This window comes from Leptolyngbya sp. AN10, assembly GCF_050565645.1.
Classification (GTDB): domain Bacteria; phylum Cyanobacteriota; class Cyanobacteriia; order Leptolyngbyales; family Leptolyngbyaceae; genus Leptolyngbya.
In genome coordinates, this window is sequence record NZ_JBNXVP010000015.1 from 30695 (window position 1) to 46181 (window position 15487).

Consider the following 15487-nt stretch of genomic DNA (forward strand, 5'->3'; position numbering starts at 1 on the left):
CCTTAAATCGAACGTTCGTTATCCATTAGTTCAGCAAAATTGCAGTCTGAACTTGCAAATTCGTCAATCCTGAAACTCGTTTGCTTGCTTCCGGTGTCAGTCGAATTTTCACTTCTACCACTCGTCGATCGAGGTTTTCCCCTGGCTGATTGCTAAACACATTCTGTTGATCCACAAGCAATCCAACTGCCGAGACGGTTCCCCGCAATTCTCCTTCAAATGCTTGCCCAGTAATCACTGCATTCTGTCCAACTTTCACATTAGCAATGTCACTTTGATAGACTTCAGCGATCGCAACCATTTGATCATTCTGTGCTAGATCCGCAATTCCAGAAGTGCTAATTTTCTCCCCTGCACGAGTGTGAATTTTAAGAATCTGACCTGCGATCGGGGCACGAATGTAAGCTTGTTCGAGTTCTGTCTCCGCCCGTTTCATTGCCGCGATCGCACTTCTCACTTCGCTTGCAACCGTTTCCACATCAACCGGGCGAACTTCTGCAATTCGATCTAAAGTTGCTCTTGCTTCACTTAACTGAGCTTCTAGAGAATTTGCAGCTTGATTCTGTTTGACCTGCGCTTGTCTCAGTTGCGATCGAGCCGTATCTAATGCCAGCCGTTTGCTATCTAAATTAGAAGCCGCGATCGCACCTTGTTGATACAGCTTGTTAAATCGATCGAACTCTGCCTGTGCGGTTCTCACTTCTGCTTCCCAGCGATTGATTTCAGCCGCTTGTGCTGCGATTTCACCTTGTCGATCGGCTTGCAATCTTGTAATGGTTGCTTGTTGAGCTTCAATCTCTCCAGACTTCGCGCCCGCTTTGACTTGTGCGAGTTTTGCCTCCGCGACTCGAACCTGTTCACGAGCTTGATTGACAGCATCTTGAAGCTTATCCCGTGAATCTAGGACTGCAATCACTTGACCTTTTTGAACGCGATCGCCCTGTTTGACTAATACCTCAGAAACGCGATCGCCATCTAATGCGATCGGGGCAGAGAGCTTTACAACTTCAGAAGCAGGCTCTAATCGCCCTAGTGCAGCAATTCTTCTAACAGTCGGGGTAGTCTCGGTAGATTGAACAGCAGGCTTCGGACTAAATTGTGAAACAACATAGAAAGAAGTTCCACCTGTGACGAGAGTTGCAAATCCAAGAACAACCCAGAGACGATTTTTTGGCTTCAGAAAGAGGTCAAGGCTCATAATTTTTTGATGTAAGGTGATGTTTCTCTAGGTACAAAGTGAGCATTTCTGAGAGCAATTTTGCTTGTGCTTGGTAATCAATCTTGCGATGTCCATACAGTTCTTGCAGCAACAGTCCATCCACCAAGCTCATCATAAAAACCAAAATCTGCGGATCGTCGATTCCAAGCATTGCGGACATTGATTTTTCAGCCTGATCACAGAGTTTTCTGAAAATCCCACTCACTTCCTTTCCTTCCCGTCGCTGATGTTGATAAAAATCTGTCATCAGCAAAGTTTGCTTCAGAAAGTAATCGCGATGCTCTTCAAACAATGCAAATCCAGCTTGAGTTTGCTCAGATAAATTCTTTCCGGTTAATCGACTTGAGAAATTGAGAATATCAACTTCACAAAGCTCTTCGACTAACTGTTCAAACAATGCCTCCTTACTTGGAAAGTAGTGATACAGTGTTCCGGTCGAAACGCCCAAACCTTGGGCAATCTGACGCATCGTAATTGCGGCGTATCCTTTCTCGGCTAATAAATCAAACGACTTGAACAAGAGTTCTTTGCGATAGCGATCGTGGTCAACAATCTTAGGCATACAGGTGATTTGAGATACCGAATGGTCGATATATTTTATCGTCCAATCTTAAAAAAACTCCTCCTCTAATCTGAGTCATCTATTTATATCGAACGCTTGTTATAAATTCTGCCCCACAAATTTCGATTTGTAAACCCCTTTTGGAAAATCTGCCATCTCACCCACGAATCCGAAGTATAGTCATTTGGCTATAAATCAAACTGGATCTGACAAAATAGATTTAGCAAACGCTGAAGAGCAACCGATCAGAATGCTAACAACAAACTTTCGAGATCAGCTTGTAGAGCGGTTAGGAACGACACCAGAACAAATCATAGCGCTGTGCCAACGCTGGAAAATCATTGAATTTGCCTTGTTTGGGTCTGTTTTACGAGAAGACTTTCGCTCCGACAGTGACATTGATGTGTTAGTGACTTTTGCGCCTGACAATCGGTGGTCACTGTTTGATTTGATGAATCTACAGCGAGAACTAGAATCGATCGTCGGTAGACCCGTAGATCTGCTTGAGAAACGGGATCTCAAAAATCCTTTTCGTCGTTCCGAGATTCTCCGGACTCATCAGGTGATTTATGCAGTTTAGCGATCGAGACTATGCCGCTTTGTGGGATATGGTGCAGGCAATCAGACTAATTCAGGAATTTATTGCACCTTTAAGCTACGAAGACTATCTCGACAGTCGGCGAGATCAAATGGCAGTTGAACGAGGTCTAGAAATCCTCGGTGAAGCTGCCCGTCGAGTATCCGAATCGTTTCAACAAGCTCATCCAGAGATCGACTGGCGAAATACAATTGGTTTGAGAAATGTCATCATTCATCGCTACGAACAAGTTCAGCAAGATCGCATTTGGGCGATCGTGACAGTAGAGTTAATTCATTTGTTAGCTCAATTAGAGGCACTACTGCCCGATGAAATCTAAATTGAATAGTACAGCGGAAATGATTTGGCATCTTTGGGCTTGACATAGACGCGCTGCTCTGGAGAAAGCTTCAATTCATCAAAGCGATCGCGAGTTAGATGCGCGGTCACAACCTGACCATCATCCAGCGTTAATTCCGCCTGAATTTCCCAACCCAGATGAATCAACCGTGTAACCCGCGCCGATACTGTTGAACCATTTGGAGAAGTCTCAACTAAAACATCATGCGGACGCAAGAACATTTCAGGATGAGCCGAATCAAAGCCGTTATTCTGGAAAATCCGTGACGAACTAGGCAGAACATTCACCGGACCAATAAAGCTCATCACAAATGCCGTCTCTGGATGATCATAAACATCCGCAGGCGTTCCCACTTGTTCCACCTTGCCTTTATTCATCACAACGATTTCGTCTGCCACTTCCATCGCTTCTTCTTGGTCGTGCGTTACAAACACCGTCGTGACATGCACCTCATCGTGCAAGCGACGCAACCAAGCCCGCAGATCTTTCCGCACTTTTGCATCCAACGCCCCAAACGGTTCATCGAGCAGTAACACTTTCGGTTCGACTGCCAATGCTCTTGCAAGGGCGACTCGTTGCCGTTGACCGCCAGAAAGTTGAGACGGATATCGATCGCCTAATCCCCCCAGTTGCACCAAATCCAATAATTCATCGACTCGCTTTTTCGCTTTGTCGGGCGGATATTTGCGAATCTGCATCCCAAAAGCGATATTTTTCCGTACCGTGAGATGCTTAAACAAAGCGTAGTGCTGGAACACAAAGCCGATATTTCGATCTTGCACACTGCGATCGGTCGCATCCTCGCCAGTTAGAAAAATTCGACCCGAATCCGGACTTTCTAGCCCTGAGATCAATCGCAGCAGCGTCGATTTTCCTGATCCCGATGGTCCTAACAGTGCAACCAGCGAACCACTTTTGATTTCTAGGCTGACCTGATCGACTGCCTGAAAATTTCCGAAGCGCTTAGAAACGTCTTGTACTACGATACCCACAGTGATGACCTCGAAGAAGCCCGGTTTCCCGATGAGATTACTGTAGTTTTATAACACAATCTCGCGATCGTTTTCTCAGTCGCTTCCATAAAAAAAGGCATCTCGGCAGAGACACCTTAAACCAAGTTCAACCACAAAACAATCTAATGGTGCTCTTCGGAATGAGCAACCGGAAGGGAATGGTGCGGAATCGAAGCGGATGTGAGTGTACCACTAAAGCCGTTCGTCTCTGTACCAATCCGGACTTGTCGCATCAAGCTTGCCATCTCGATCGCGCTCATGCCGTATTCCCAGCCAAGATTGCTCTTGATGCCAGCACGTTCGAGTGCTTGCTGCATATTGTCCGTTGTCAGCACTCCGAAAATTACCGGAACGCCTGTTTGAAAGCTTGCATTTGCGATCCCTTTTGAGACCTCAGATGAAACATGATCAAAGTGAGGGGTTTGCCCTTTGATCACCGCACCTAAGCAAATCACCGCATCGTATCGATTAGAGAGCGCAAGTTGACGAGCGACCATTGGCAACTCGAACGCGCCGGGAACCCAAGCATAATCGACCTGTGTTCCTTGCGGATCGACGTTGACTCCATGTCGTTTCAAGCAGTCTTGACACGCTTCGAGCAAGCGCGTTGTGACTAAATCATTAAAGCGACCGACGACGATCGCAAATCGCAGAGAATCGGTTTGAGAAAATGTTCCTTCAAATATAGTCATTGTTTCGGTCTGAGTATCAACACATTCACAGCTACTAAATCATTTCAGCAGAGACTTCCGCTAAATCCCGGAAGTTTTCTCCGAGAATTCACTTAAATCTAGCTTGATGACCCAGGTTTTGAATAGCGCCGATCACTCGATTTATTTACAATTTACAGTTGCGATCGCAAACTTTAGGATAACCTTTACGCATTAATACGCAAAAACCTCCGGACGAACGCAAGAAACCGGGGATGAATCCAATTTCTTCCCCAGTATAGACATGATTTAGATCACGAGATAATTTAAAACGCCCACCGTGATCACTAGAATGAACCAGATGCCTGAACCAAGGTAGAGCAGTTTCTTGGATGTGTCCCAATTTTGCGGGGACGCATAAGCGACGGGAACACCAATTACCATCACGAACGAAAATAAAACCAATGCCAACAGTGCCAGTTGGAAAATAAAGGTCATGTTTCTCTCCCTAAAACAGCGTTTTTTAGTGTCTCAATGTTCTTAAATAACCGAGACGCGATCGAAGTCCTGAATAGTACGTTATCAGAAAAGGCGGACGCGATTCTATGCCCTCTATCAATCCAGAACAATCCGCTCGTGAGTTAATGTCCTCGCCTGTTCGCACCGTTCGACCGGAGACGACGATCGAGGAAGCCCAAAAGATTTTATTGCGCTACGGACATTCGGGTTTGCCGATCGTTCACGAGGGTCAATTAGTCGGGATCGTGTCTCGCCGCGATCTGGATCTGGCTGCGTATCACGGTTTGAAAGAGACACCTGTTGAAAAAGTGATGGCAACACAGGTGAGAACGATCGAGCCGTCTACGCCGCTTTCAGAGATTCGATCGGTTATGGGAACGTATGATATTGGACGACTTCCGGTGGTCGATCGGGGGCAAATAGTTGGAATTGTGACGCGAACAGATGTGTTACGGAAACTTCAGACTGTTCCAGAATCGTTGCGGTTAGAGCGGTTTGCTGAACCGTTTCAGAGGATTTTTGCGATCGCGTCTCAAGCCGCAGAAGATCGAGGCTGGCATCTTTATTTAGTAGGTGGAGCTATCAGAGATTTACTTTTAGCCGATGCGGATGCTGAAGTGAGTTTGAGCGATATCGATTTTGTTGTGGACGGATTTCACAAATCTGCTGAGGTCGGCGCAGGTGTGGAATTAGCGAAATGTCTTCAGGAGATTTACCCACAGGCGCGGCTCGAAATTCATGGAAAGTTTCAAACGGCGGCGTTACTCTGGCACAACGATCCGGAATTGGGATCGCTTTGGATTGATATCGCAACGGCGCGGACTGAATTTTACCTCTATCCAGCAGCAAATCCTGAAGTAGAAGCAAGTTCGATTCGACAGGATTTGTATCGTCGGGATTTTACAGTGAATGCGCTGGCGTTGAGATTGACCCATCCGAGAGCGGGTGAACTGCTTGATTTTTTTGGCGGTTTGTCTGATTTGCGATCGCATCAAATCCGCGTCTTACATCCAAACAGTTTCATCGAAGATCCAACTCGAATTTACCGCGCTGTTCGATTTGCAGTGCGTTTAGGATTCGAGATTGAACCACAAACAGAAGCCTATATTCGACACGCGATCGCATCAGGAGTTTATAACTTACGCGATCGACCCGTTCCCGCGCTGCAAAGTCGGCTTCGATCGGAATTGAAATATATTTTGCAAGCTCGATACTGGAAAGCTGCAATTCAAAAGTTAGTGGATCTTGACGCGCTCGTATGTATTCATCCGAATTTAAAACTCGATCGAGAACTTTGGCGACAGTTGAAATGGGCAGATCGCTTTCAAAGATTTGATCTTGCAATTCCGCATTGGCAATTACTTTTAGAGGTTTTGATTGCGAAACTTGGCGATCGAGCCACTGTTGCAAAAACGCTTCAACTTCCACATGAAGCGATCGTTCGTTTAACTAAACTTCCTGAAATCGAGGCAAATCTTCAACTTTCTGGAAAGCCGAGCGAAATTGTTCAGGCTCTAAAACCGTTCAATTCGGAAACATTAGCGCTGATTGCTGCGAGAGGAACACGATCGATTCGTCGATCGATCTGGCAATATTTCACAGTCTGGTCACAGATCAAACCGCCGCTCGATGGTTCTGATCTACAAGCACTCGGTTACAAACCGGGAAAACAGTTCAAGCACATCCTCAAAGAGTTTCTAACTCTGACTCTAGATGGCAAGATTCGCGATCGTACCGAAGCCGAACATTATTTAGCTGAACATTACCCGTTAAACTGAAAAATGCCCTGATTGCAGAACTCTTTTATGGCTTCGATCGAACTGGTTTCCCCCGATTCAATTCCCACCGATGCGATCAAATATGACGATCGTGGTTTAGTGCCTGCAATTGTTCAGGATTATCTCGATGGCACAGTTTTGATGATGGCGTGGATGAACCAAGACTCTCTACAAAAAACGCTTGCCACTGGAGAAACCTGGTTTTGGAGTCGATCGCGTCAAGAGTTCTGGCACAAAGGCGCAACTTCAGGACATACCCAAAAAGTAAAAGCCATTCGATACGACTGTGATAGTGATGCGTTGTTAGTCACCGTTGAGCAAATTGGTGATGTGGCTTGTCATACAGGCGAACGAAGCTGTTTTCATCAGACGGATGGAAAAATTTCGCCGCCTCCCGCTGATACGCTGTCGCAAGTCTTCTCAGTGGTATGCGATCGACGTGATAATCCAATCGAAGGCTCCTACACTCGAACGCTATTCGCAGGTGGCGATAATAAGATTCTCAAAAAGATCGGAGAAGAAGCCGCAGAGGTTGTAATGGCTTGCAAAGATGATGACAAGGATGCGATTGCTGGAGAAGCCGCAGATTTGTTCTATCACACCCTGGTTGCACTTGCTCATCACAAAGTGGATCTCAAAGATGTCTATCGCAAGCTTCAGGAACGACGTTAGAGAGTGTTTGAAAAGCAATCGTTCATCGCATTCACCCGCCCGGAAATAAATCTCCGGGCTAATTAGGAAAGCCCACTAAACTGGGCTAAGGAGATTTCTACGAAAGAGCTTACCGCTTGAAAGACTGCCCTTCGGCTTCGCTCAGGGCGGGATCTCTAGCTGACTGAGCGAAGCCGAAGACAGCGGGTAATTTGTTTTCGATAAATCTCCTAAGAACTCCGTGTTGCTCTCCAAGTCCGCTAAAGCGGACTTTCCTCCATTAGCCCGGAAATTCATTTCCGGGTGGACTCGCAACGCAGCAAAGCCGCTTTTTATCCTTCTCAAACATCCTCTTAGATCGGAATCGCGATCGTAAATTCGGTTCCTTCTCCCATACCAGAATGACAGTCGAGTTTTCCACCGTGTTTTTCCATCACGATTTGGCGACTAATCGCAAGTCCTAATCCGGTTCCTTTGCCAACAGGTTTAGTGGTGAAACTGGGTTCAAAAATTTGTGATTGAATCTCAGGTGGAATGCCGGAGCCATTATCTTTGATCCGAATCGTTGCGGTTTCTGTCGAAGGGTCGATCGCGGTCGAGATCCAAATCGTATTCGGGCGGGCGGAAATCTCCTCATACGATCGCGTCTGATTCTGCTCCTCAAAGACATCAAGCGCATTGGCAATCAGATTCATAAACACCTGATTTAATTGCCCTGGATAGCACCGAACAGGAGGCAAATCACCATAGTTTCGATGGATTTGAATTTCAGGATGTTGTTCGCTCGCTTTAATCCGATGCTTCAACAACATAATGGTGCTCTCAATCCCTTCGTGAATCTGACACTCAACTTTCGAGGAAATGTCCGATCGAGCAAATGACCGAAGCGAAAAACTAATGTCTCTTAAGCGATCGACTCCTTCATCAATCGATCGAATTAATTTCGGCATATCTTGAGTGAGATACTCTAAATCAACTTCCTCAATGAACTCCTCGATCTCATTATCTGGCTGCTTGGTTTGATAGAGTTCAATCAATCGGAAAAGATCTTGTGTATAGTTCTCAATATGCTTGAGATTGCCGCCGACAAAGTTAATTGGATTGTTAATCTCATGCCCGATTCCCGCAACTAACTGACCGAGCGTAGACATTTTCTCGCTTTGAATTAGTTGGAGTTGGGTTGTCTTAAGTTGCTGGATAGAGTGTTCTAGCTCGATTGTTCGATCGTGAACTCGTTGCTCTAATTGCTGTGTTAATTCTTCGAGTTCTGCCTGTGTTCTCGATTGTTCTTCAACCTTTTCTTTAAGCGATCGATTTAGCTGCGACAAGCTCAAATGTAATTTAACTCTAGCAATGACTTCCTCTTGCTGAAAGGGTTTGGTAATGTAATCAACTGCTCCAAGGTCTAAGCCTCTAACTTTGTTCACCGCATCAGAAAGCGCCGTCATAAAGATAATTGGAATCGAATGAAGCTGCGGATTTGACTTAAATCGTTCACAGGTTTCAAATCCGTCAATTCCAGGCATCATCACATCAAGCAAGATCAAATCTGGTTTTGCGTATTCTGCTTGCTCGATCGCTGATTCACCATCGACCGCCACTAAAGTCTTCCAGCCCTGTCCCTGAAGTGCTTCTGACAGTACCTTAAGGTTAGTTGGCGTATCATCAACCAGTAAGATGCGAACTGAATCGAATGGAATGGAGTTCATTTTAGTGTGACTCTGCCTTAGCGTAAGACTTAAGGAACTGACGGATTTTTGCAGTTTGGAACGTTGCAGTAAGCTTGTTCAAAGCCGCAGCAAACGGCGTGTATTGGGGATTTTCATTAGCCAGTGATTCTAGAATTCCCTCGATCGCTGCGATATCGCCCATCATGGCAAGGTGATACAGATCATCCAAAATTCGCTGCTCAGGCACAATTATTTCTGTGTGCTCGATCGCTGGTTTGACTGCTGATTGCGTTTGATAAATCCACGTTAAGTTGAGCAGTTCTTTCAGCGTGTTTAATAGTTCTTGAACTTGAATTGGCTTCGGTAAGAACGCATTCGCGCCTGCTTGTAGACTCCGCTGACGGTTGGAACCAAACACATTCGCACTCGAAACAATAATCGGAATGTTGGAAGTTGTAGAATTCGATCGTAGTTGTTCAATCAATCCCATTCCATCTAATAAGGGCATTGCTAAATCAGTAATGATCAACTCAGGAAAGCGATCTTTCACAGCTAACCAGCCATCACTTCCGCTATAAGCAACCGTGACATCGAATCCAATTTCTTGTAGCAGTGCTGCGATCAAACCACATTGAGTTCGATCGTCATCCACAATCAGAATTGAAGGCGCTCGATCGACAATTCCGATCACGGTTTGATTCTCAGTTGCAATCGTCGATCGCCATTCAGAAGCTGCTTCAAATTTCAACTCTAATGAGAAACAACTACCTTCACCAAGGTGACTTTGGACTTTGATTCCACTGCCCATCAAATTCGCAATTCGCTGACTGATCGCCAGCCCTAAGCCTGTTCCTTCCGATTTTCTACCGTTTTCACCGACTTGCTCAAATGGTAGGAAAATCTTTTCAACTTGCTCGATCGACATTCCGACACCCGTATCTTCAACTTCAAATCGAAGTGTAGAATCATCGATCAACTTAGCTCGGAATGCGACTTGTCCTTGATCTGTAAATTTAATTGCGTTACCTAGAAGATTGATCAAAACTTGGCGTAATCGTTTTTCGTCGGTCACGATCGCAGCAGGCAATCGATCGTCGATGTCCACCTGAAATCCAATCCCCTTCTGCTCTGCTCGAATCCGACAAATCTCTGCAACACCATTAAGAAAGCTTTCCAGATGCACATTACCAAAATCAAGTTCTAGCTTTCGAGCTTCGATCTTTGACAAATCCAAAATGTCATTGATCAAAGTTAGCAAGTGAGAACCGCATTGATGAATGATTCGGATACCTTCTTGTTCTTTTTGGGAAACCGATCGCTCTAAAATCTGTGCATACCCCAAAATTCCGTTCAGCGGTGTGCGTAATTCGTGGCTCATATTGGCAAGAAATTCGCTCTTTGCGTGGTTTGCTGCGTCCGCTGCCTGTTTCGCTTCCACCAATTCATGAGTGCGTTCCTCGACTTTTGCTTCTAGCGTTTTCGAGTAATCCAATAACTGATTGTTCGCGGATTCCAATTTGCGATTCGTTTCTTCCAACTTTTCATAGCGATGAGAACTTACGGTTGCAATCACACTCGCAATCAACGCGGTTAATGCAGGCGTAACTGGAACAATCCAACCTCCCAAAAAGCTGAGATATGCTCCTACTACGATCGAGCCACTGCTCCCGACTGTTGCCCAAAGAATCTTTCCACCCGGAAGCCGTCTACGAGTGGGCATTCCAGCTAATTTCCAACTTCCGATCGCACCAAAGCTAGAACAAGCAAAAATCCAGGCAATAAATTGCTTCAGCGAGAATCCTTGCAGAAGATTATTCGCTGTTGCACTACTGACAAGCTGTTGAGCAATGTTGGCGTGAATCACCACTCCAGGAGTCGGATCTTCGGCTGAAAACCAGGATGAACTAAACGGTGTGCCAAAAAAGTCATTCGTACTGGTCGCGATCGAGCCGATGAACACCATGCGATCGCGCATTAAATTCTCAGGCACTCGACCTGCTAACACATCCCGCATCGCTACAGTACGAAAATTTCGCTTTGCTCCATACCAGTTCAGCAAAATCTGATATCCACCCACATCATTCGCGGTGTAGCCTGCTCGATGGTCATCCAATGGCAGATAAATCGATTGACCAAGCTTAAATTTCTGTTGATCTGGGTTGATGCTTTCTAAGGTAATGCCTTTTGCTCCTAGATACTTTAATGCGACTCGTGTAGCTAGTCCTGCTTTAACGGTTTGCTCTTTGGTATCTTCAGAAGTCAACAATGCGCGGCGAATTTGTCGATCGCCATCCAGTACCAAATCTGCAATTCCAACCTGATCGCGTTTCTTTAACACAGGGGGTGGTGCAACTCGATCGCCTGTAATCTTTTCAACACCAATCAAATTCGGTGTACTTTCAAAGACTTTAACAAGCTGTTCATGTCCCTCACCTTCTGGCAAATCGCGATACAGATCAAGCCCGATCGCTCTTGGCTTCTGTGCTCGAATTTTCTCAAGCAGTTGCGCCAGCGACCAGTCAGGAATGGGCCAACTTTTCACACTGCGAATATCGTCTTCATTGATCGTCACAATCACGATCGACTCTGACAAATCATAGTGCGATCGCTGTCGAACGAACTGATCTCTCGTCTGCCACTCCAATAGATTGAACACGCCTAAGAGTTGACCTGCGGTAACGGTTGCAGCAACACTAGGAACAATGATTAAAACACTACGAGTCCGTTGAAAGAACGTTTGAATTTTTTGCCACATAATGCTTGCTTCAGGAAGGCACTGACCACTTTGGGTAGATCAGTGCCCATAAAAGGTTAGTTGACCATCGGAGCTTGATCGATCGCGCTTAACTCAACGGCTGAGAGCAAATCGCTCCACTCTTGCGCCAAGCTTTCACTTTTCGGTTGTCCTGCACGTAGCGAAGCTAGAGTCGCTACACAGTCATACCAAACTCCATTTGCACCCAACGCTTTCGCCCGTTCCAGCGGATCAGTTTGTTTCAGAGCCGTTGCCAGTTCTGCACTCGGTCGAATCCGCTGAATCCAACCATCGACATAAGGCGTACTCGGATTCAACCGTCCATCCACTTTCAGCGCTAAAAACCACTGATAGTTTTTATCCACTTTCAAAGCAGGAGCGTCTTTGGAAAGCGCGATCGTTCTCACGCCTGCTTCTTTGCTCACTGCAATTTCAGTTTCATAGACCGTGTTTCCTGCTTCGTCTTTGAGACTGAACACCGCACGATCAGCTCCAGTTGCAGGCAGATACACCAAAATCGTTGGACGCTCCGAAACCGTGGTTCCGTGGTAAGTTTGCGGCAACAGTGCCAACATTGCAGCCGGACCTGTCGAAGCTACGATCGAGGGATCTAACTCCTGTCTCCCGGTTCTAGAGGCTCCACCTGCGGTAAATCGAGGAGCACGATTGGCACGAGAAGGTTGGAAGAATCCGCCACGAGAAGCGCCACCCACTGCCCGCTGAGGAGCACGACGATTGGCACGAGGTTGGAAAATGCTGCCACGAGAAGCACCCCCTGTGGCTCGTCGAACAGTGCGGTTTCGAGTGTTCACGAACAGACTACCGCGAGAAGCGCCACCTGTCGCTTGGCTTGGAGCACCATTACCCGGAGGTGGAGTAAAGGGAACTGCCTGAACGGGAGTCCACGCACTACTCGCGACGAGGGCAACGACACCCAACGTACTAGAGATTAATCGATAGTTCATACTGCAAAATCTGAGTATTATGGGACACGAATCAAAGAGAACACTGTTCTGCGATCGTAAGAAGAAATCAAGCCGTAGCCAGTGGGAACTTTGCGTAACTTTCAAAAAGCCAAACCCGTGAAATCACTAGATTTTTATTGCCAGTTTCCGACCATGACGAATCCAGACCAGAAGAATGGGTCACGGAAGTCGGTTTCACGGATTAGTTTGAGTTGAGCTTGGCGAAGGGCTTCGGCTTTGTTCTGTCCTGGTTTTCGCAGTTCCTTATAGAACTGAGTCATGATCAAGGCAGCGGCTTTATCTTTTACGGGCCACAAGGTTGCAAGCGTCGATCGTGCTCCTGATTTCACGGCTAACCCTGCCAGTCCCAGAACGGCTCGATCGTCGCCACTTGCAGTATCACAAGCACTGAGAACTAAAAGGTCGATCGCTTTAGAAGAATCTCGACTTTGCAGCAGTTCAGATAGTTCTTTGATGTTGACTTTGCCATCCCAAGTGAGCAAGAACGTGTCTTCTAAGCGAGAACTAAATTGTCCATGAGTTGCAAGGTGAACGACATTTGCCTGACTGTTTTTTAAGCGATCGGATAACGCATCGCCAGTAAATTCAGCATTTAATAGTTTCGAGCCTGGAACCGTTCTGATGATTTGCTTGACTTCCGATTCCACCGCAGGCAAAGCAGCAAAGCCCGATCGAGATTCACTAATTCCACCCACTAGCGCCCCGACTTGGGTTTGCTGTAGCGATCGTGCTGTCATCAACTGAAGTCCAGGAGAGAGCGTCACCGCATACTTCTCGATCAGATATTGCTTGCCATCGTAGAGCGCAGACATCGGAATATTCCGAAGCTTTCCATCTAGGACAAACACTAAGGTTTTGGTGTTTTTGAGCGACGATTCTGCGGGACGAATCAACCAGTCATAAACTTGCTGAGATGCACGATCGCGATCGCGAAAATCTGAGACAGGATTCAACGAACTCAGCAATTCGTTAAGCGTTTCTTCCACCTCAGCTTGAGATTTTTTCGTGACGTGGTATTGCAAAGGTTGACCAGCCGTAGACAGAATCACTGCTAATCGATCGGGCAAAATGATGGGATAAACAACAGTTGCAGTTGGATCAACCTGGTCGATTTGCTGTGTCTTATCCAAGCAAGCTTCACGGAAGAAGTTATCGAGTTCTGCAACTTGCAGCGATTCAATCAATTCGCGGGCTTGAAGCAGTTCTGCTTGTCCGGGTTGACCTTCTAGCAACAGTGCTACAAGTTCGCGATACACAGGTTCCACACTTTCACGGAACGAGAATTGCACATCGGGATTGATCGCAGCTAAATCGCCTCGGATTGCTTTGAGCGACTTCACTGCTTCGGTGTAGGGCGCGATCGCTTTTTGGGGTTGTCCTTGTTCGAGGTACAGTCGTCCCATCTGCCAAGCGGATTGAGCAATGATGTCATCGGCTTGATACTGACGCGCAATTTCTAGTGATTGTTTAGTGACAATTTCTGCTTCTTTCCATTGTGCAGTTCGTCCGTAAAGCTTGCCCCATTGATTCAGCGCGTAAGCTTCTGCACGTGGATCTTGAACAGCTTTTGCAGCTTGGACGGTCTTTTCTAATAGCTTTGAAACTTCGCTCAGTGGAACCATTTGCTCTTGATCTTCAAGCGAGTTCAAAGATGCAGAAAAGTTGATTGCAGCATACATCGAAGTCCGACTGGGAGGAAGTTGCTTGAGTTGCGCTAACAATTGAGGAGCTATTGGAGCGGCTTTATCAAACAAATCGTAGTCTACAAGCAATCTGAATCGATCGAGTCTTGCCTGTAGTTGTTCGATCGGGGTGAGTGCTGCTTGTTCCGATTGTTCAAAATAGCTCAATGCTGCTTCTGGATCATCTAAGTCGATCGCGGTTTTTCCAAGTCCTGCTAAGATTGCGCTGACTTCAGAGTTTAGCTTGAGATCTTTGGCGATCGCTAAACTTTGTTCTAGTACTTCTCGGCTCTGAGTCGAATCGCCAATCATTTGCAGCGTGATTCCAAGGGTTCTGAGTCCGCTGACTTTGATATCCGAGTTGGGGAGTTTTGCGAGTTGTTGATTGATATCGTTTAACTGTTGTTTAGCACGACGATAATATCCCAAACTCTGTAATGCTTGCGCCTGATTGATTTGTGTCCCCAGGCTTCCAGTCGTATCCTTTGCTTTTTCATAGTAAGTTTGCGCCTGCGTCCAGCTTTCGAGAGCCGCTTCTGCCTTTCCGGTGTGCAGCAACAAACTTGCTTGAGTGTTCAACACTTGCGCCCAGAGAACCGCATCGGCTCCTGGTTTTGCAGCTTTGAGCAGAGCGATACTTTGTTCGATCGATTTCGTCGCTTCATCCCACTGGCTTAGTTCCTGTTGTGCCAAAGAAAGATAGCTCAAACTGAGGGCTTCATTTAAGCGATCGCCTTTCATTTGGTAGTCTTGTGCAGCGGTTTGCCAAGCTGCGATCGCGTCCCCAAATCGCCCGGATTGAAAGAGCTTGCGCCCTTGATCGAGGTGAGACAGCGATTGAGACACAATTGGAGCAGGAGCGGCTGGAAAGGTGGCTTTTGCAGGTGTAGCGGTCGTTATCGATAGAGACAAACTGAGAACGCCGAGACAAAAGCAGAACCATCGACGGTGCTTCGATCGAAAAATCATAGACTGTTACCTGGGGTCAGTGGTTTGCAACAATGCTTCACCGAATCAACACATTTAGTGTTCCCCCAAGTCAGTCGGGCTACTCATACCTCATT

At 46.4% G+C, this 15487-nt stretch carries 13 protein-coding genes; 4 read left to right on the forward strand and 9 right to left on the reverse strand.

Annotation, left to right across the window (positions count from 1 at the left end):
* Positions 1-25 precede the first annotated feature (25 nt).
* Positions 26-1198, reverse strand: coding sequence for an ABC exporter membrane fusion protein (locus ACQ4M5_RS20835; protein ID WP_430677602.1), 1173 nt, complete (start codon positions 1196-1198; stop codon positions 26-28).
* A complete protein-coding gene (locus ACQ4M5_RS20840) occupies positions 1188-1781 on the reverse strand; it encodes a TetR/AcrR family transcriptional regulator (protein WP_430677603.1) in 594 nt (197 codons plus the stop codon). The genes ACQ4M5_RS20835 and ACQ4M5_RS20840 overlap by 11 nt, the downstream gene beginning before the upstream one ends.
* A 250-nt stretch (positions 1782-2031) precedes the next feature.
* On the opposite strand from ACQ4M5_RS20840, the gene ACQ4M5_RS20845 reads away from it, so the two are divergent.
* Entirely contained in the window at positions 2032-2361 is a 330-nt protein-coding gene (locus ACQ4M5_RS20845) for a nucleotidyltransferase family protein (RefSeq protein ID WP_430677604.1), read from the forward strand.
* The gene (locus ACQ4M5_RS20850) at positions 2351-2698 is read left to right on the forward strand and encodes a HepT-like ribonuclease domain-containing protein (protein ID WP_430677605.1); all 348 of its coding nucleotides are present in this window, start codon (positions 2351-2353) and stop codon (positions 2696-2698) included. Before ACQ4M5_RS20845 ends, ACQ4M5_RS20850 begins: the two co-directional genes overlap by 11 nt.
* On the opposite strand, the gene ACQ4M5_RS20855 is transcribed toward ACQ4M5_RS20850, so the two are convergent.
* The 3 genes from ACQ4M5_RS20855 to psbZ form a co-directional block, all read right to left on the reverse strand.
* Positions 2695-3711 carry a sulfate/molybdate ABC transporter ATP-binding protein gene (locus tag ACQ4M5_RS20855; RefSeq protein WP_430677606.1) on the reverse strand — a complete coding sequence of 339 codons (1017 nt, stop codon included), beginning with the start codon at positions 3709-3711 and terminating at the stop codon, positions 2695-2697. The two genes, ACQ4M5_RS20850 and ACQ4M5_RS20855, sit on opposite strands and share 4 nt — an antisense overlap.
* Positions 3712-3854: 143 nt before the next feature.
* Positions 3855-4424, reverse strand: coding sequence for a 6,7-dimethyl-8-ribityllumazine synthase (gene ribH / locus ACQ4M5_RS20860; protein WP_430677607.1), 570 nt, complete (start codon positions 4422-4424; stop codon positions 3855-3857).
* A 267-nt stretch (positions 4425-4691) separates the two neighbouring features.
* Positions 4692-4880 carry a photosystem II reaction center protein PsbZ gene (psbZ, locus tag ACQ4M5_RS20865; RefSeq protein ID WP_058998577.1) on the reverse strand — a complete coding sequence of 63 codons (189 nt, stop codon included), beginning with the start codon at positions 4878-4880 and terminating at the stop codon, positions 4692-4694.
* 107 nt (positions 4881-4987) lie between these two features.
* Between psbZ and ACQ4M5_RS20870 the strand changes: the two genes are divergently transcribed.
* Positions 4988-6679, forward strand: coding sequence for a CBS domain-containing protein (locus ACQ4M5_RS20870; RefSeq protein WP_430677608.1), 1692 nt, complete (start codon positions 4988-4990; stop codon positions 6677-6679).
* A 27-nt stretch (positions 6680-6706) separates the two neighbouring features.
* Complete coding sequence (gene hisIE, locus ACQ4M5_RS20875) at positions 6707-7351, forward strand: bifunctional phosphoribosyl-AMP cyclohydrolase/phosphoribosyl-ATP diphosphatase HisIE (protein WP_430677609.1); 645 nt, start codon at positions 6707-6709, stop codon at positions 7349-7351.
* 332 nt (positions 7352-7683) lie between these two features.
* On the opposite strand, the gene ACQ4M5_RS20880 is transcribed toward hisIE, so the two are convergent.
* From ACQ4M5_RS20880 to ACQ4M5_RS20895, 4 genes are all read right to left on the reverse strand, one after another.
* Positions 7684-9039 carry a hybrid sensor histidine kinase/response regulator gene (locus ACQ4M5_RS20880; RefSeq protein ID WP_430677610.1) on the reverse strand — a complete coding sequence of 452 codons (1356 nt, stop codon included), beginning with the start codon at positions 9037-9039 and terminating at the stop codon, positions 7684-7686.
* 1 nt (position 9040) lies between these two features.
* The gene (locus ACQ4M5_RS20885) at positions 9041-11755 is read right to left on the reverse strand and encodes a CHASE2 domain-containing protein (protein ID WP_430677611.1); all 2715 of its coding nucleotides are present in this window, start codon (positions 11753-11755) and stop codon (positions 9041-9043) included.
* A 56-nt stretch (positions 11756-11811) separates the two neighbouring features.
* On the reverse strand, positions 11812-12720 hold the full coding sequence (locus tag ACQ4M5_RS20890) for a DUF928 domain-containing protein (protein WP_430677612.1): 909 nt from the start codon (positions 12718-12720) through the stop codon (positions 11812-11814).
* Positions 12721-12854: 134 nt separating this feature from the next.
* A complete protein-coding gene (locus ACQ4M5_RS20895; protein ID WP_430677613.1) occupies positions 12855-15392 on the reverse strand; it encodes a CHAT domain-containing protein in 2538 nt (845 codons plus the stop codon).
* Positions 15393-15487 lie beyond the last annotated feature (95 nt).

Excerpts from the sequence above, each read along its gene's own strand:
- hisIE (WP_430677609.1), top strand. The coding sequence starts at position 6,707 with ATGGCTTCGATCGAACTGGTTTCCCCCGATTCAATTCCCACCGATGCG.
- ribH (WP_430677607.1), bottom strand. The coding sequence starts at position 4,424 with ATGACTATATTTGAAGGAACATTTTCTCAAACCGATTCTCTGCGATTT.
- ACQ4M5_RS20870 (WP_430677608.1), top strand. The coding sequence starts at position 4,988 with ATGCCCTCTATCAATCCAGAACAATCCGCTCGTGAGTTAATGTCCTCG.
- ACQ4M5_RS20845 (WP_430677604.1), top strand. The coding sequence starts at position 2,032 with ATGCTAACAACAAACTTTCGAGATCAGCTTGTAGAGCGGTTAGGAACG.
- psbZ (WP_058998577.1), bottom strand. The coding sequence starts at position 4,880 with ATGACCTTTATTTTCCAACTGGCACTGTTGGCATTGGTTTTATTTTCG.
- ACQ4M5_RS20840 (WP_430677603.1), bottom strand. The coding sequence starts at position 1,781 with ATGCCTAAGATTGTTGACCACGATCGCTATCGCAAAGAACTCTTGTTC.
- ACQ4M5_RS20880 (WP_430677610.1), bottom strand. The coding sequence starts at position 9,039 with ATGAACTCCATTCCATTCGATTCAGTTCGCATCTTACTGGTTGATGAT.
- ACQ4M5_RS20835 (WP_430677602.1), bottom strand. The coding sequence starts at position 1,198 with ATGAGCCTTGACCTCTTTCTGAAGCCAAAAAATCGTCTCTGGGTTGTT.
- ACQ4M5_RS20890 (WP_430677612.1), bottom strand. The coding sequence starts at position 12,720 with ATGAACTATCGATTAATCTCTAGTACGTTGGGTGTCGTTGCCCTCGTC.
- ACQ4M5_RS20885 (WP_430677611.1), bottom strand. The coding sequence starts at position 11,755 with ATGTGGCAAAAAATTCAAACGTTCTTTCAACGGACTCGTAGTGTTTTA.
- ACQ4M5_RS20895 (WP_430677613.1), bottom strand. The coding sequence starts at position 15,392 with ATGATTTTTCGATCGAAGCACCGTCGATGGTTCTGCTTTTGTCTCGGC.
- ACQ4M5_RS20850 (WP_430677605.1), top strand. The coding sequence starts at position 2,351 with ATGCAGTTTAGCGATCGAGACTATGCCGCTTTGTGGGATATGGTGCAG.